Raw genomic sequence first — 15,611 nt, forward strand, 5'->3', positions numbered from 1 at the left:
GGAACGGACACTTCCTTCGGACCGCCTTCCAGCGGGCCCTCCGGGCGCTTCGTTCTTTCGTGTTTCCAGCTTACCAGATGTTTTCCGCTCCGTTTTCCGGAGTTTCATTCATCCGATTTCCCGAACTGGTCGGGCCGCTTTCCGCGACGGCCTCCACATTAGCGCATTTCGGTTGTCACCCGAAATTCACACTCACCACGGTTGACGGGAACGCCAACAAACCCATGTCAATGGGTATCGAGGTGAGGGTGGGTCCTGCGGAGTGGGATGGCCGCATCAGCGACTCGTTCAACACTAGGCCACCCGGACGACATCGTCAAACACCGAGGGCGGGATCCGGCTGGATCCCGCCCTCGTATGTCGAAGCCGCAGCTCAGCGGCGTCGTGTTTCGGTCACACCGTAGCCGGAACCAGCTCCGCCGCCGCCAGGTTGCGCTTGCCGCGGCGCAGTACGAGCCAGCGACCGTGCAGCAGGTCGGCCTCGGCCGGCACCGCTTCCTCGTCCGTCACCTTGACGTTGTTGAGGTAGGCGCCGCCCTCCTTGACCGTGCGGCGGGCGGCCGAACGGCTCGGTGCGAGGCCGACGGCGACCAACAGGTCGACCACCGAGTGGAGTTCGGCCACCTCGGCCTTCGGGACCTCGGCCAGGGCGGCGGCCAGGGTCGGCGCCTCCAGGTCGGCGAGGTCGCCCTGGCCGAACAGCGCCTTGGACGCGGCGACCGCGCGCTCGTACTGCTCGGCGCCGTGGACGAGGGTGGTGAGCTCCTCGGCGAGGGCTCGCTGGGCGAGGCGGGCGGCGGGGCGCTCGGTGGTCTCGCGCTCCAGCTCCTCGATCTCCTCCTTCGAGCGGAAGCTGAAGATCCGCAGGAAGTTGGGGACGTCCCGGTCGTCCGCGTTCAGCCAGAACTGGTAGAAGGCGTACGGGGTGGTCAGCTCGGGGTCGAGCCAGACCGTGCCGGACTCGGTCTTGCCGAACTTGGTGCCGTCGGCCTTGACGATCAGCGGCGTGGCCAGCGCGTGCACGGACTTGGCGTCGGCCTTGCGGATCAGGTCCGTGCCGGCGGTCAGGTTGCCCCACTGGTCACTGCCACCGGTCTGCAGGGTGCAGCCGTAGCGGCGGTTCAGCTCCAGGTAGTCCATGCCTTGCAGGATCTGGTAGCTGAACTCGGTGTAGCTGATACCCGCGTCGGAGTTGAGCCGTCGGGCGACGGCCTCCTTGGCGATCATGTTGTTGACGCGGAAGTACTTGCCCACGTCGCGCAGCAGGCTGATGGCCGACATCCCGGACGTCCAGTCCAGGTTGTTGACCATGCGCGCCGCGTAGGGGCCCTCGAAATCGAGGAAGCGCGAGATCTGGCCCCGCAGCCGCTCGACCCAGCCGGCCACCGTCTCGGGGTCGTTGAGGACGCGCTCGGCGGTGGGCTTCGGGTCACCGATGAGGCCCGTGGCCCCGCCGACCAGGCCGAGCGGGAGGTTTCCCGCCTGCTGGATGCGGCGCATGGTGAGGATCTGCACGAGGTTGCCGAGGTGCAGGCTGGGGGCCGTCGGGTCGAAGCCGCAATAGAACGTGACCGGGCCGTCCGCGAACGCCTTGCGCAGTGCGTCCTCGTCGGTGGACAGGGCGATCAGCCCCCGCCACCGCAGCTCGTCGACGATGTCCGTCACGGTCACGCTTCTCCTTCGATCGGGCGCCCGCCCGGTGGCGGCCCGTTCTCTCGGACCCCGGGTCGGTGCGACTCCAGCGTGGTAGAGCCTACGCGGTCGGGGCCAGCGGGTTTTCCCCGAGCGTCGTGCCGCAGTCCTCCCCCGGCCGCTCCGGCGCCTGCCCGATACCGGAAATTCCGTTGTTCGTCGGCTGTGGGCCCGTTCAGAGTGGTGTCACCGCCGTGCGGCGGCAGTGACGTGTGTGGAGACGGTCGTGCCGCCGTGGCACGCCCGCGGGAAGGGTGTGCCGAGTGCGCAACACGCTGGTTCTGAACGCGAGCTACGAGCCCCTGACGACGGTGTCGCTCCAGCGCGCCGTCGTCCTGGTGCTCCAGGACAAGGCGGTGGTGGAGCAGGCGCATCCGCTGCGCACGGTCCGGGGGACGGGCGTCAGCATCCCGGTGCCCCGGGTGATCAGGCTTCAGCGCTACGTGAGAGTGCCGTTCCGACAACAGGCGCCGTGGTCGCGGCGGGGTGTCCTGGCCCGGGACCAGCACCTGTGCGCGTACTGCGGGCGGCGGGCCACCACGGTGGACCACCTGCAGCCCAGGTCGCGCGGTGGGGAGGACAGCTGGTTGAACACCGTGGCCGCGTGCCCGGAGGACAACCAGCGCAAGGCGGACCGGACACCCGAACAGGCCGGGATGAGGCTGCTGCGCCGGCCGTTCGTGCCGACCCCGCAGGCCACCCTCATGCTGGCGCTCGGCCTGCGCGGCTCGGAGGCCCGGGAGCTGGCCGACTGGCTGCCGGCCGTGCCGGGCCAGCCCGCTCCGACAGCCGTCCCGGCCGCGTGAGCGCCGCCACGAGCCGCGCCCTACGGGGCCCGGGCTAACCCTTCGCCTGGTAGCCCGCCGCCGTGCCGTAGTTGGCCGAGTGCTCGGGCATCACGACCACCCGCCCGCCGCCGATCAGCACCCGCCCGGAGACCAGCAGCGAACCGGTGCCCTGGGGGAAGTTACCTCCGGTCGCCTCCTGGCCGCCGGCCAGCGGGAACCGGCTGAGGCGGGCGGGCTGGTCTCGGCGTTCGTCGGCGGCGAGCACGAGCGCGCCGCCGTCGACGCCGACCGCCCGGACGGTGCCCTTGGCGGCGGTCGGCGCCTTCCAGCGCTGCTTACCGGTGTCGAGGTCGTAACCGACCGCCGCGGCCGGTCCGCCGCCGTTCGCCGGGACGAGCGTGGTGACCATCGTGCGGTTCTGGAAGAACACCTCGGGCGTGGCCGAGAACGTGCCGTGGCCGACGTCCAGCCGGCCGCCGTCGCCGACCACCGGGATCTCGGCGGCCGGGTCCCCGCCCGCGCCCCAGGAGAACACCCGGTCGTCCTCCGGCTTCTCGCCCGTGGTGAGGACGACGGACGGCTCGGCGGACAGCACGGTCACCGTCTTCGGCCGGTTGTTCAGGCCGCGCCACCAACTGACCTTGCCGTCCGCCGTGTTCAGTGCGACGGCCTGGTCGGCGGGGGTCGAGTCGGCGCAGGAGGAGGCGACCAGCACGGTCTTGCCGGTCACGCCGCCGGACAGGGTGCAGAACTTGCCCTGACCGGTGTACTGCCAGACGTCCTTGCCGTCCGCGGACTCCCAGGCGACCGCCCGGTCGTCGCCGACCGCGATCACCTTGTCCTCGGTGACGCCGATCCGCGCGCCGTACGCGCCCTTGGCGTCCGAGACGGTCTTCGTCCACGCGGTCTTGCCGGTCTTGGTGTCCACGGCGGCGACCAGCGTGCACGGGCTCTTCGGGTCGGCCTGGGCCCGGAACAGCACCGCGCCCAGCCCCGCCTGGTTGACCCCCGCCGACAGCCCGCACGGGACGGCCCCGGCGGCCGGTGGCTCGACCGACCAGACGGGCTTGCCGGCCGCGAGGTCGTAGGCCCGCACGCCGGCGGCATCGGCGCGGACCACCGCATCGGCCAGCAGCCAGCTGCCGACCAGCGTGTCGTCACCCGACGACCCGGACGCGGCGGGCTGGGCGGACCACACCTTGGTGTGCGCGACGGCGAAACCGGGCTCCCCGCCGCTGCTCGCGGCCGCGCTGCCACCGCCCTCGGCCCCGACCATCAGACCGGCCGCGACCAGCACGCCCAGCGCGGCCACCCCGGCTCCGGTGCGCACCAGCAGGGTCCGCCGGCTGGGCACGTGCTCGCCGGTGAGCACCGCCCCGGCGGCGGCGCGGGCCCTGGCCGAGAGCGAAGAGCCCGCCGTCGAGGAGCCTGCCTTCGGGGACCTGCCCCGACGGGCGGCAGCCCGCGACGGCGCGACGGGCGCGGCCTCGGGCGTCGTGTCCGGCTCGGGCTCCGTGGACGGCTCCACCGGAACGGGCTCGGCGTCCTCGATGTGCACGTACCCGTCGGCCGAGTACTCCGCCCCCACCGGGACGTACAGCCCCTCCCCCGCAGGCTGCTCCAGGACGGCGTACGGCGCGTACTGCTGCTGCCCACGATCCGGGTACGGCTGGTACTGCTGGTACTGCCCCTCGGCGTAGCCGCCCTCGGCGTACCCAGTCTGGGCGTAGCCGGTCTGCCCGTACTGCGGGTCCTGTCCGTACTGCGCGTCCTGCCCGTCCTGGCGCGGGTCCTGTCCGTATGGCGAGCCCTGCCCGTACCCGCCCTGGCCGTAGCCCGCCGCCGTCTGCCAGTACTCCTGCTGCGGATGGTCCTGCGGCTGCGGCTCCTGGTGCCCGCCGACCGGCCAGGCCTGCCGGCCCTGGGGGTACCACGGCTGCTGCTGGGCGTCTCCGAAGGGCTCCTGCGCCATCCGTTCCCGTCCCTCCCGAGCCGCCTGCCGATGCGGCAGTCAGCATCTCACGCCCGTTCGAGCGCGCCGCCCCGGCCTCGGGGGGTCGGGGAGGTCAGCCCGCGGACTCGGCCTTCAGCGCCTCGTCGATGCGGGCGGCCAGGGTGAAATCCAGGCCGGTCAGCCCGCCCGCGCTGTGGGTGGAGAGGACGAAGCGCAGGGTGCGCCAGCGGATGTCGACGTCGGGGTGGTGGCCGAGCGCCTCGGCCTGTTCGGCGACGGCGACGACCACCCGGATCGCCGCCGGGAAGTCGGGGGCGTCGGCCACGCGGACGATGCTGTCGCCCTCCCTGGTCCACCGCGGCAGTGCGGCCAGGGCCGCCGTGATCTCGTCCTCGCTCAGCCGTGCCCTGCTGCTCATCGAAGCTCTTCCGTTCGTCGTCTCGTCGTCCGGTCCGGCGTGCACTGCGAGGAACATACCGAGCCGGGGCCCTCCGCACCGGACGACACAGCCGCTGACGGGCAGCCCCCGGCGGGCGTCCCCCGACGGATGCTCAGCTCATCAGCTCAGCAGCAGTTTGGTGACCGCAGCGAGGCCGACCACCACGATGATCCCGCGCAGCGCGACCGGCGGCAGGCGGCGGCCGACCTTGGCGCCGAGCAGGCCGCCGACCAGCGAGCCCGCCGCGATCAGGCCGGCGGCCGCCCAGTTGACGGTGGAGGTGAACAGGAAGAACAGCGCGGCGACGCCGTTGACGACCATCGCCAGCGCGTTCTTCACGGCGTTGATCCGCTGCAGGTCCTCCTGGAGCAGCATGCCCATCAGCGCCAGCAGCAGGACGCCCTGCGCGGCGCCGAAGTAGCCGCCGTAGATGCCGGTGAGGAAGACGCCGACGAACAGCAGCAGGCCGCCGTCCGGGTCCCCGTCGGGGCGGCGGCGGGCGGCGACCGCCTTGGCGACCTTGGGCTGGATCACCACCAGGACGAGGGCGAGCAGGATCAGTACCGGGACGATCGCGTCGAAGGCGCCGTTCGGCAGTCTGATCAGCAGCAGCGCGCCGACCAGTCCGCCGAGCAGTGAGGCGGTGCCCAGGCGCAGCAGCCGGTGGCCCTGGCCGGCCAGCTCGCGGCGGTAGCCGATCACGCCGCTGAGCGAACCGGGCACCAGGCCGAAGGTGTTGGAGACGTTGGCGGTGACCGGCGGAATCCCGATGGCGAGCAGCACCGGGAACGTGATCAGCGTGCCGGAGCCGACGATCACGTTGATCATCCCGGCGCCGACGCCCGCCACCAGGACGGCGATGCCCTCCCAGAGCGTCATGGGTCACCTCTCCTCTCGGTCCTGTCCGGGGGGATCATGCCGGACGGCCCACCGGTCGGACCAGGGCCGCCCACGATTCGGGACACGCACCACCACGACCGCCACACGCCACGACCGCCACGACCGCCACACGCCGGGGGCCCGCCACCGTGCGGTGGCGGGCCCCCGGGCCGGACGGTTCAGCCGGTCACTCCGGGTCGATCTTGCGGTACTCGCGGGCCGGGTCCACCCGGGGGCGGGCGGCACCCTTCTCGGTGTCCACCGGGCGCGGGCCGGCCGCCGGGTCGAGCGGCACCTGGGTGGCCGCGGGGGCCGCCTGCGGGACGCTCGGGGCGGCGACCGCGCCGCCGTTGACGCCGGGGTTGCCGGTCAGCCCGCCGAAGGCGCCGCCGAGGCCCTTGAGGGCGTCGCCGACCTCGCTGGGGATGATCCACAGCTTGTTGGAGTCGCCCTTGGCCAGCTCGGGCAGGGTCTGCAGGTACTGGTAGGCGAGCAGCTTCTGGTCGGCGTCGCCGTCGTGGATGGCCTCGAAGACCGTCCGGATCGCGGCCGCCTCACCGTCGGCGCGCAGCACCGCGGCCTGCGCCTCACCTTCGGCCCGGAGCACGTCGGCCTGCTTCTCACCCTCGGCCTTGAGGATCTGGGCCTGCCGCTGGCCCTCGGCGGTGAGGATCGCGGCGCGCTTGTCACGGTCGGCGCGCATCTGCTTCTCCATCGAGTCCTGGATGGAGGTGGGCGGCTCGATCGCCTTCAGCTCGACGCGGTTGACCCGGATGCCCCACTTGCCGGTGGCCTCGTCCAGGACGCCGCGCAGACCGGCGTTGATGACCTCGCGCGAGGTCAGGGTGGATTCGAGGTCCATCGAGCCGATGATGTTGCGCAGCGTGGTGACGGTCAGCTGCTCGATGGCCTGGATGTAGCTGGCGACCTCGTAGGTGGCCGCGCGCGGGTCGGTGACCTGGTAGTAGATCACCGTGTCGATGTTGACCACCAGGTTGTCCTGGGTGATCACCGGCTGCGGCGGGAACGGCACGACCTGCTCGCGCAGGTCGATCCGGTTGCGGACCCGGTCGATGAACGGGACGACGATGTTCAGGCCTGCGTTGAGCGTCCGGGTGTAGCGGCCGAAGCGCTCCACGATCGCGGCGCTGGCCTGCGGGATGACCTGGATCGTCTTGATCAGCGCGATGAAGGCCACCACGACCAGGACGACCAAAACGATAAGGACGGGTTCCACGGACTCTCCCCTAGATGACCAGGGCGGTCGCGCCCTGGATTTCGACGACGTCGACCTGCTGCCCCGGTTGGTACACGCTGTCCGGGTGGAGCGCGCGGGCCGACCAGATCTCGCCGTTCAGCTTGATCCGTCCGCCCTCCCCGTCGACGGTTTCCGCGACGACCGCGGTGGCGCCCTGGAGCGCCTCGATGCCCATCTTGATGTGCGGGCCCTGCCGCAGTTGCCGGTAGGCGATCGGGCGGACGAAGACCAGCAGCGAGACCGAGACCGCGATGAAGACCAGGGTCTGCCAGACCGCGTCTCCGCCCAGCCCGGCCACGCCGGCGGCCGCCAGCGCACCGACCGCGAACATGGCGAACTCCGGCATCGCGGTCAGCACCAGCGGTATGCCGAGCCCGACGGCGGCCAGGAGCCACCAGATCCAGCTGTCCACGTGTCCATCCTAGGGAGCGAAGGGCCTTCGAGGCGGACAGTTCCCGCAGGTCGAGGGGCGGAAACCGGTCGCGCGTGCGACCGGTCCCCGGAAACCCGACGACATCGGAGCGTGCGAGGCGCGGGCGGGGCGCGGGCGGGGGCTCAGCCCAGCGGCAGGCCCTGCGCGGACCAGCGGTCCCCGTGGCGCTCCAGGGTGAGCGGCAGGCCGAAGCACTTGGAGAGGTTGCGGGCGGTCAGCTCGGTGTCGATCGGACCGGCGGTGAGCACCTTGCCCTGGCGGATCATCAGGACGTGGGTGAAGCCCGGCGCGATCTCCTCGACGTGGTGGGTGACCATCGCCATGGCCGGGGCGAACTCGTCCTGGGCGAGCGCGCCGAGCCGGCGGACGAGGTCCTCGCGGCCGCCGAGGTCCAGGCCGGCCGCGGGCTCGTCGAGCAGCAGCAGCTCGGGGTCGGTCATCAGGGCGCGGGCGATCAGGGTGCGCTTGCGCTCGCCCTCGGAGAGGGTGCCGAACTTGCGGCCGGTGAGGTTGGACATGCCCATCCGGTCGAGCAGCGCGAGCGCGCGGGACTCGTCGAACTGCTCGTAGGTCTCCTGCCAGCTGACCGTCATGCCGTAGGCGGCGGTCAGCACGGTCTGCAGCACCGTCTGCTCGGCCGGCAGCTTGTCGAACATGGCGGCGCCGGCCAGGCCGATCCGGGAGCGCAGCTCGAAGACGTCGACCTCGCCCAGCTTCTCGCCCAGCACCGACACCTTGCCCGCGGTCGGGAACAGGTAGGTGGCGGCGATCTGCAGCAGGGTGGTCTTCCCGGCGCCGTTGGGGCCCAGGATGACCCAGCGCTCCCCCTCGGAGATGGACCACGAGACCTGGTCGACCAGCGCGCGTCCCTCCCGGACCACGGATACGTCCACCAGCTCCAGCACGTCGCTCATGCCTACGCCTTCCCCAATACAAGAATTTCGGCCGTCGGTGCGGGCGGCGAGCCTACTCCGGCAGCCGGTGGGCACGGGGTGGGTGCGCCGCACACGCATGGGCAAACCTACGCCACGCGGATGACCGCCGATTCCGTAGGCTGGCCGGATGCTCGCGACTCCTCCCGACAATCCGTACGAAGAACCCCGTTCGGGGCGGCTGACCGCGTGGGGCAACGCCCTGCTGGCCGGTCTGGTGCCGCCGGACAACGCCGCGGCGGCCGTGCTGGGCGACGACGAGAGCCACCGGGTGACCGGGCTGCCCGGGGACGGGCCGGGCGAACGGCACGGCCTCACCTGGGCGCTGGGACGGCTCCGAGTGCTCGGGGTCAAGGGCCTGCGACTGGCGCTGCCGTCCGCCGGGCACCCGCTGGGGCTGACCGGTCCGGCACCGTTCAACGAAGCGGCGATGGGCGTCGGGGAGGCGGTGCTGGCGGTGGGCGTCCCGCTCGGACTGGTGCCGGAGGTGGAGGTGTTCGGCCCGGCCGGGGACCGTTCGGCGACGGTGCTGTGGCGCTGCCTTGAGACCAACGACACACCGCCGGCCGACGTCCCGTCGCTGCACGAGGCCGAACGGGAGCTGGCCGACGGGCTGCGCGAGGCGACGCTCCTGCTGACCCGCCTGGACGTGGCGGGCGCCGGACCGGAGGCGCTGCGGGCGCTGGAGGCGTACCGCCGGCGCGGGCACGCCGAACTGCTGGCGCCCGGGTACCCGCCGCGTGCGGTGCGGGTGCTGGAGTCGGCCCGGCAGGTGTCGGCGCTGCTGGCGATCGCCGCGGGCGGGCACGGCGCGGCGGTCAGCGCCTCCGAGATGGCGGCGCGGCAGGCGGTGCTGGCGCCGCTGCGGCGCACCGCCCGGCGGGCGCAGGTGGCGGCGTACAACGCGCTGGTCGACGAGCGCGAGGACCGCTGAGCACGGGGCCCGCTCAGGACGCGGACCGCTGAACACGGGGCCCGCTAGGACGGGCCGCCGTCCCGCGCCTCGCCGTTGCGGACGGCCCACAGGGCCGCCTGGGTGCGGTCCGCCAGGTCCAGCTTCATCAGGATGTTGGAGACGTGGGTCTTCACCGTCTTCTCCGACAGGTGCAGGCTGCGGGCGATCTCCCGGTTGGAGCGGCCGTCGGCGATGTGGCCGAGGACCTCGCGCTCGCGTTCGGTGAGGGTGCCGCCGCGGCCCTGCGGGGCGCGGGGGCCGTCGTCGGCGAGCAGCGCCTCGGCCAGTTCGGGCTGGAGCAGGACGTGGCCGGCGTGCACCGAGCGGATCGCGCCGGCCAGCGCCTCCGGGTCGACGTCCTTGTAGACGTACCCGGCGGCGCCGGCCCGCAGCGCGGGGACCATCGTGCGGTGCTCGGTGAAGCTGGTGACGATCAGGATCCGGGCCCGGCTGCCCTCGCCCTTGAGCGTGCGCAGCGCCTCGATGCCGTCGACACCGGGCATCTTGAGGTCCATCAGGACGACGTCGGGGTCGAGTTCGCGGGCGCGCTCGACGCCCTCCGCCCCGTCGGCGGCCTCCCCGACCACCTCGATGTCGTCCTGGACCTCCAGGAACGTGCGCAGCCCGCGGCGGACCACCTGGTGGTCGTCGACCAGCAGGACGCGGATCGACGGCGTGCTGTCAGGCGGGTTGTCAGGCACCGGGGACCTCCATCTCGACGAGCGTCCCCCGGCCGGGGGCGGACTCCAGGGTGAGCGTGCCGCCGACGGCGGCCGCGCGGTCGCGCATCGAGGCCAGGCCGAGGTGGCGCCCGGCCCGGCGGACGGACTCGGGGTCGAAGCCGTGCCCGTCGTCGCGCACCCGCAGCACGGCGCCGCGCGCGGGCGTGCCGGCCAGGGTGACGGTGACGCGGCCGGCTCCGGAGTGGCGCAGCGCGTTGTGCAGCGCCTCCTGGGCGACCCGCAGCAGCGCGGCCTCCTGCGCGGGCGGCAGGGCGCGGACGCCGTCGGCGGCGAAGGCGACGTCCGCGGTGTGGGCCCGGTCGAGGACCTGCACCTGGGAGGCGAGGGTGGCGCTCAGCCCGTCCTCCTCCAGGGCGGCGGGGCGCAGTTCGACGACGACGGCGCGCAGTTCGTCGGCGGCCTCGGCGGCGAGCCGGGCGACCTCGGCGAGTTCGGCGCGGGCCCGGGCCGGGTCGCGGTCGACGAGCGTGGCGGCGGCCTTGGCGGTGAGCCGCAGCGAGAAGAGCTTCTGCGCGACGGCGTCGTGCAGGTCGTGGGCGATGCGGGCGCGTTCGCCGGCCAGGGTGAGCTCGCGGCTGCGCTCGTACAGGCGGGCGTTGGAGAGGGCGAGGGCGGCGTGCGCGGCGAGTATCCGCAGCAGTTCCTCGTCGTGGTCGGTGAACAGGCCGCCGCCGCGCTTGTTGGCGAGGAAGATGACGCCGGTGACCTGCGGTTCGTCCTCGGCGGCCTCGGCGTCCAGGATGGGCATGCCGAGGAAGGCGTCCATCTCGGGGTGGGCGGCCGGCCAGCCGCCGAAGGCCGGGGCCCTGCGGACGTCGGCGAGCCGGGTGGGGCCGGTCTCGTGCAGCATCTTGGCGAGGACGCCGTGCTGGCGGGGCAGCGGGCCGATCGCCCGCCACTGCTCGTCGGTGACGCCGTCGACGACGAACTGGGCGAAGCCGCCGTGGTCGTCGGGCACGCCCAGAGCCGCGTACTCGGCGCCGAGCAGGTCGCGGGCGGAGGCGGTGATGCGGCGCAGCACCTCGCGGACCTCCAGGTGCCGGCTCATCGCGAGCAGCGCCTGGCTGACCGCCTCGATGCCGGCCAGGCAGGGGTCGCAGCCGGGCATCGGGCGGGCCGGGCCGCGCAGGTCGAGGTGCGGACCGGCCGGGCTCCGGTGGTCGCTGGGCGTGCTGGGCATACCGCCAAACTACCGCCGCCGCGGGCGCCGCCGCGTCGGTCCGCGGCCGGGGTGGGCGCAGGTCCGGGGACCTAGGTCTCGGGGCCCGCGCAATGGAGGAGGGGCGGCTCTCCGGGTGATGGGAGAGCCGCCCCTCGTCGGGCGGGGCGAAGGGGGTCAGCCCTTCTGCATGACCTCGGGCTCGTGGCGGCGCTGGAGCCGGGTGACGATGACGCCGATGACGATCGAGATCGCGATCAGCGCGCCCGCGTCGATCGCCCACTGGGCGACGCTGGCGGTCCACAGCGGGTCGTACTGGGGGTTCTGGAAGTCCTTGTTCCAGGGGCCCATGAGCTTGGACAGGTCCAGTGTGGTGGCCACGATGCCGGTGCCCCAGCGGGCCGGCATCAGCCAGGCGGCCTGCTCCAGGCCGGGCTTGCCGAAGAGCTGGAACAGGCAGCCGGTGAAGACGACCTGGATGATGGCGAACATGACCAGCAGCGGCATGGTCTTCTCGGCGGTCTTGACCAGGGCCGAGATCATCAGGCCGAACATCATCGCGGTGAAGCTGAGCAGGATCATGCCGATGGTCATCTCGATGATCGGCAGGTCCTTGACGATCAGGCCGTGCTCGGGGAGCTTGCGCGGCAGGAAGCCGACCGCGGCGACGATGGCGCCCTGGATCACGCTGAAGAAGCCCAGCACGATGATCTTGGACATCATGTACGCCGAGCGGGAGAGCCCGGTGGCCCGTTCCCGTTCGTAGATGGCCCGTTCCTTGATCAGTTCGCGGACCGAGTTGGCCGCTCCGGAGAAGCAGGCTCCGATCGCCAGGATCATGATGATCGTCGCGGCCCCGCTGTTGAGGTGGAGCTGCGTGTTCGGATTGGGCGCGAGGCCCGCCCCGTTGGGGACCAGCACGCTGACCGCGCCGATGACGGCGGGCAGCAGCACCGACAGCGCCAGGAAGCCGCGGTCCGAGGCGAGGACCGACATGTAGCGGCGCATCAGCGTCCACAGCTGGGAGCCCCAGCTCTGCGGCTTCGGCGGCCGGACGGCCTCCTGGGCGACCTGGGCGTGCTGCACCTCGCCCGACTCCACGTCGGGGGCGGAGTACTGCTGGTAGTGCACCGAGCCGCGGTAGCGGCCGGCCCAGTCGTGGTCCGGGTAGTTCTCGAAGGCCTGGAAGACGTCCGCCCAGGTCTCGTACCCGAAGAAGTGCAGCGCCTCGTCCGGCGGGCCGAAGTAGGCCACCGCGCCGCCCGGCGCCATCACCAGCAGCCGGTCGCAGAGCGCGAGTTCGGCCACCGAGTGGGTGACGACCAGGATGGTGCGGCCGTCGTCGGCGAGACCGCGCAGCATCTGCATGACCTCGCGGTCCATGCCCGGGTCGAGGCCCGAGGTGGGCTCGTCCAGGAAGATCAGCGACGGCTTGGTGAGCAGTTCCAGGGCGACCGAGACGCGCTTCTGCTGGCCGCCGGAGAGCGCGGTGATCTTGTTGTCGGCGCGCTTGTCCAGGCGCAGCTCGTACAGCACCTCGTCGATCCGGGCCGCGCGCTCGCGCGCCTCGGTGTCGCCGGGGAAGCGCAGCTGGGCCGCGTACTTGAGGCCGGTGCGGACGGTGAGTTCCTTGTGCAGGATCTCGGACTGCGGCACCAGGCCGATGCGCGAGCGCAGTTCGGCGAACTGCTTGTAGAGGTTGCGGCCGTCGTACAGGACCTCGCCGCGGTCGGCCGGGCGGTAGCCGGTGAGGGCGCGCAGCAGGGTCGACTTACCGGAGCCGGACGGGCCGATGACGGCGACCAGGGACTTCTCCGGGACGCCGAAGCTGACGTCGTCGAGCAGGATCTTCTTGGCGCCCTTGTGCTCGACCTCGACGGTCAGGTGGCGGGCGGAGAAGGAGACCGCGCCGGTGTCGACGAACTCCTGCAGCTGGTCGCCGACCAGGACGAAGCTGGAGTGGCCGACGGTCAGCCGGTCCTGCGGGCCCATCAGCTGGCGCTGCACCCGCTGGCCGTTGAGGAAGATCCCGTTGTGGCTGCCGAGGTCGACGATCTCGTAGCGGCCGTCCTGGAGCTGGCGCAGCTCGGCGTGGTGGCGGGAGACCTGGAGGTCGGAGACCACGACGTCGTTGTCGAGCGCGCGGCCGATCCGGACGGTGCGCATGGCGGCGGTCAGGTTGCGGATGATCGTCGGCTGCGGGCCGTCGCCGTCCTGCGGGGCGGGCGGGAAGGCCTGCTGCTGCGGGAAGCCGCCCTGCTGGGGCTGGGGCTGGGGCGGGTGCTGCTGGTGCGGGAACGGTGGCTGGGGCCGACCCGCCCAGGCCTGCTCGGGCTGCGGCGGGTAGGGGGCCTGCGGCGACCAGCCCTGCTGCGGGGCCGGCGGCTGGGGCGTCGGCGCGGCGCTGCGGCTGGTGGCGGCCTCGTGCCAGGCGGGAGCCTGGGGGGCGGCGGCGTGCGGGGCGGCGTGGGCGGGCGCGGAGAAGCCGAGCCGGGGTCCGTTCTCCGGGTTGCCGAGGTTGACGACGGCGCCGGGGAACAGCTGGGCCTGCGTCGTCCGGGCGCCGGCCGTGTAGGTGCCGTTGGTGCTGCCGTGGTCGTCCAGCTGCCAGCCGCTGCCGTTGAAGGTGATGGTCCCGTGGTTCCAGGAGACCCTGGCGTCGTCGAACGGGAAGTCCGACTGCGGGTTGCGCCCGATGGTGTAGGACCGCCCGGGCTCCAGAGTCCGCTGCTGTCCGTTGATATCGATGACGAGTTGCGGCACTGTGCGCCTGCCCCGCTCTCTCGGTTCCCCCGAATTGTGCCCCCGACCAGGGGTGCGATGTTTCCGAAACTGACGGGGGGAATCATTCCAGCCTGCTGACCGCCGATAGAAGTCGCCCCGGGTGACTGTGACCAGGCTGCTACCCGGCACCCGTCCGCGACGTGGGACGGGTGCTCTGGGCCCGCCGGCCGGCGGGTAGCGTGGGAGGCACCATGAACGCATCGCCCCTGGCCGCTGAGCCCCTCCCCGCCGCCCAGCCCCGGACCGCGGACGAGCGCACCCTGCTCGTCAAGGTGTTCGGCAAGGACCGCCCCGGCATCACCGCCGGCCTCTTCGCCACCCTGGCAGGCTTCGCCGTCGACGTGATCGACATCGAACAGGTCGTGACCCGTGGCCGCATCACGCTCTGCGCACTGGTCACCCCGCCCACCGCTCCCGGCGCCGAGGGCGGACTGCGGGCCACCGTGCACCGCTGGGCGGAGGAGCAGAAGCTCCAGGCCGAGATCCTCTCCGGCATCGGCGACAACCGGCCGCGCCGCGAGGGCCGTTCGCACGTCACCGTGCTCGGCAATCCGCTGACCTCCGCCGCCGTCTCCGCGCTCACCTCCCGGATCACCGCGGCGGGCGGCAACATCGACCGTGTGTTCCGGCTCGCCAAGTACCCGGTGACGGCGGTCGAGCTGGCCGTGTCCGGTGTGGCCACCGACGAGCTGCGGGCCGAGCTGGCCCAGGAGGCGGCCACCCAGCGGGTGGACGTCGCGGTGGTCGCGGCCGGGCTGGAGCGCCGGGCCAAGCGCCTGGTGGTGATGGACGTCGACTCCACGCTCATCCAGGACGAGGTGATCGAGCTGTTCGCGGCCCACGCGGGCTGCGAGGAGGAGGTCGCCGAGGTGACGGCGCAGGCGATGCGCGGCGAGCTGGACTTCGCCGAGTCGCTGCGGGCCCGGGTCTCGCTGCTGGCCGGGCTGGACGCCTCGGTGACCGAGAAGGTGCGCGCGGAGGTCCGTTTCACGCCGGGGGCGCGCACCCTGATCCGCACGCTCCAGCGGCTGGGCTTCCAGGTCGCGGTGGTGTCGGGCGGGTTCACCCAGGTCACCGACCACCTGGTCGAGGAGCTGGGGCTGGACTTCGCGGCGGCCAACACCCTGGAGGTGGTGGACGGCAAGTTCACCGGCCGGGTGGTCGGCGAGATCGTGGACCGCGCGGGCAAGGCCCGCTGGCTGGCCCGGTTCGCCGAGCAGGCGAAGGTGCCGCTGTCGCAGACGGTGGCGATCGGCGACGGCGCCAACGACCTGGACATGCTGAACGCGGCCGGGCTGGGCGTGGCGTTCAACGCCAAGCCGGTGGTGCGCGAGGCCGCCGACACCGCCGTCAACGTGCCGTTCCTGGACACCGTGCTGTACCTGCTGGGCATCACCCGGGAGGAGGTCGAGGCGGCCGACGCGGTGGACGGCAGCCTGACCGAGTAGAGCCCGAAGACGCACACGAGGGGCGGGGGGGGCGGGGGCCCCCGCCCCCCCCGCCCCCCCCACCCCCCCACCCCCCGCCCCCGACGGAACAAAGAGGAACCGAGCGGCGGAGTACTGGGGGGGGTAGTTAGAGGACACCCCGGCCCC

At 72.6% G+C, this 15,611-nt stretch carries 13 protein-coding genes; 3 read left to right on the forward strand and 10 right to left on the reverse strand.

Annotated elements, in window-relative coordinates:
- Window positions 1-393: 393 nt before the first annotated feature.
- The gene (gene tyrS, locus ACIP37_RS37090; RefSeq protein ID WP_400807627.1) at window positions 394-1,665 is read right to left on the reverse strand and encodes a tyrosine--tRNA ligase; all 1,272 of its coding nucleotides are present in this window, start codon (window positions 1,663-1,665) and stop codon (window positions 394-396) included.
- A 290-nt stretch (window positions 1,666-1,955) separates the two neighbouring features.
- Here tyrS and ACIP37_RS37095 point away from each other — a divergent pair, with 290 nt between their 5' ends.
- A complete protein-coding gene (locus tag ACIP37_RS37095; protein WP_063349641.1) occupies window positions 1,956-2,498 on the forward strand; it encodes an HNH endonuclease in 543 nt (180 codons plus the stop codon).
- A gap of 34 nt (window positions 2,499-2,532) precedes the next feature.
- On the opposite strand, the gene ACIP37_RS37100 is transcribed toward ACIP37_RS37095, so the two are convergent.
- From ACIP37_RS37100 to ACIP37_RS37125, 6 genes are all read right to left on the reverse strand, one after another.
- Window positions 2,533-4,452 (reverse strand): PQQ-binding-like beta-propeller repeat protein, encoded by a 1,920-nt coding sequence (locus ACIP37_RS37100; RefSeq protein WP_400807608.1) that lies wholly within the window; start codon window positions 4,450-4,452, stop codon window positions 2,533-2,535.
- 94 nt (window positions 4,453-4,546) lie between these two features.
- Window positions 4,547-4,852 (reverse strand): 4a-hydroxytetrahydrobiopterin dehydratase, encoded by a 306-nt coding sequence (locus ACIP37_RS37105; RefSeq protein ID WP_400807605.1) that lies wholly within the window; start codon window positions 4,850-4,852, stop codon window positions 4,547-4,549.
- Between the two features lie 141 nt (window positions 4,853-4,993).
- Window positions 4,994-5,752 carry a sulfite exporter TauE/SafE family protein gene (locus tag ACIP37_RS37110; protein ID WP_363589448.1) on the reverse strand — a complete coding sequence of 253 codons (759 nt, stop codon included), beginning with the start codon at window positions 5,750-5,752 and terminating at the stop codon, window positions 4,994-4,996.
- Between the two features lie 187 nt (window positions 5,753-5,939).
- Window positions 5,940-6,989, reverse strand: coding sequence for an SPFH domain-containing protein (locus ACIP37_RS37115; protein ID WP_363589446.1), 1,050 nt, complete (start codon window positions 6,987-6,989; stop codon window positions 5,940-5,942).
- 10 nt (window positions 6,990-6,999) lie between these two features.
- The gene (locus ACIP37_RS37120; protein WP_363589456.1) at window positions 7,000-7,410 is read right to left on the reverse strand and encodes an NfeD family protein; all 411 of its coding nucleotides are present in this window, start codon (window positions 7,408-7,410) and stop codon (window positions 7,000-7,002) included.
- Between the two features lie 155 nt (window positions 7,411-7,565).
- Entirely contained in the window at window positions 7,566-8,357 is a 792-nt protein-coding gene (locus ACIP37_RS37125) for an ABC transporter ATP-binding protein (protein ID WP_063349636.1), read from the reverse strand.
- A 148-nt stretch (window positions 8,358-8,505) separates the two neighbouring features.
- On the opposite strand from ACIP37_RS37125, the gene ACIP37_RS37130 reads away from it, so the two are divergent.
- Entirely contained in the window at window positions 8,506-9,309 is an 804-nt protein-coding gene (locus ACIP37_RS37130) for a hypothetical protein (RefSeq protein ID WP_363589444.1), read from the forward strand.
- Between the two features lie 44 nt (window positions 9,310-9,353).
- Here the strand turns inward: ACIP37_RS37130 and ACIP37_RS37135 are convergent, their stop codons facing one another.
- The 3 genes from ACIP37_RS37135 to ACIP37_RS37145 all read right to left on the reverse strand — a co-directional run bounded on the left by ACIP37_RS37135 (window position 9,354) and on the right by ACIP37_RS37145 (window position 13,995).
- Window positions 9,354-10,031, reverse strand: coding sequence for a response regulator transcription factor (locus ACIP37_RS37135; protein WP_363589442.1), 678 nt, complete (start codon window positions 10,029-10,031; stop codon window positions 9,354-9,356).
- Window positions 10,024-11,181, reverse strand: coding sequence for a GAF domain-containing sensor histidine kinase (locus ACIP37_RS37140; RefSeq protein ID WP_363589454.1), 1,158 nt, complete (start codon window positions 11,179-11,181; stop codon window positions 10,024-10,026). The genes ACIP37_RS37135 and ACIP37_RS37140 overlap by 8 nt, the downstream gene beginning before the upstream one ends.
- Before the next feature lie 228 nt (window positions 11,182-11,409).
- Window positions 11,410-13,995 (reverse strand): FHA domain-containing protein, encoded by a 2,586-nt coding sequence (locus tag ACIP37_RS37145; RefSeq protein WP_363589440.1) that lies wholly within the window; start codon window positions 13,993-13,995, stop codon window positions 11,410-11,412.
- A 212-nt stretch (window positions 13,996-14,207) separates the two neighbouring features.
- Here ACIP37_RS37145 and serB point away from each other — a divergent pair, with 212 nt between their 5' ends.
- Window positions 14,208-15,464, forward strand: a complete 1,257-nt coding sequence (serB, locus tag ACIP37_RS37150) for a phosphoserine phosphatase SerB (RefSeq protein WP_363589438.1) — start codon at window positions 14,208-14,210, stop codon at window positions 15,462-15,464.
- Window positions 15,465-15,611: the final 147 nt, after the last annotated feature.

It is taken from the genome of Kitasatospora sp. NPDC088861 (assembly GCF_044750105.1).
In the GTDB taxonomy this organism is placed as follows: Bacteria; Actinomycetota; Actinomycetes; order Streptomycetales; family Streptomycetaceae; genus Kitasatospora.

What these genes read in the sequence shown, in the direction of transcription:
- ACIP37_RS37100 (WP_400807608.1), bottom strand. Translation starts at nt 4,452, where the DNA reads ATGGCGCAGGAGCCCTTCGGAGACGCCCAGCAGCAGCCGTGGTACCCC.
- ACIP37_RS37105 (WP_400807605.1), bottom strand. Translation starts at nt 4,852, where the DNA reads ATGAGCAGCAGGGCACGGCTGAGCGAGGACGAGATCACGGCGGCCCTG.
- ACIP37_RS37110 (WP_363589448.1), bottom strand. Translation starts at nt 5,752, where the DNA reads ATGACGCTCTGGGAGGGCATCGCCGTCCTGGTGGCGGGCGTCGGCGCC.
- ACIP37_RS37125 (WP_063349636.1), bottom strand. Translation starts at nt 8,357, where the DNA reads ATGAGCGACGTGCTGGAGCTGGTGGACGTATCCGTGGTCCGGGAGGGA.
- ACIP37_RS37130 (WP_363589444.1), top strand. Translation starts at nt 8,506, where the DNA reads ATGCTCGCGACTCCTCCCGACAATCCGTACGAAGAACCCCGTTCGGGG.
- ACIP37_RS37140 (WP_363589454.1), bottom strand. Translation starts at nt 11,181, where the DNA reads ATGCCCGGCTGCGACCCCTGCCTGGCCGGCATCGAGGCGGTCAGCCAG.
- serB (WP_363589438.1), top strand. Translation starts at nt 14,208, where the DNA reads ATGAACGCATCGCCCCTGGCCGCTGAGCCCCTCCCCGCCGCCCAGCCC.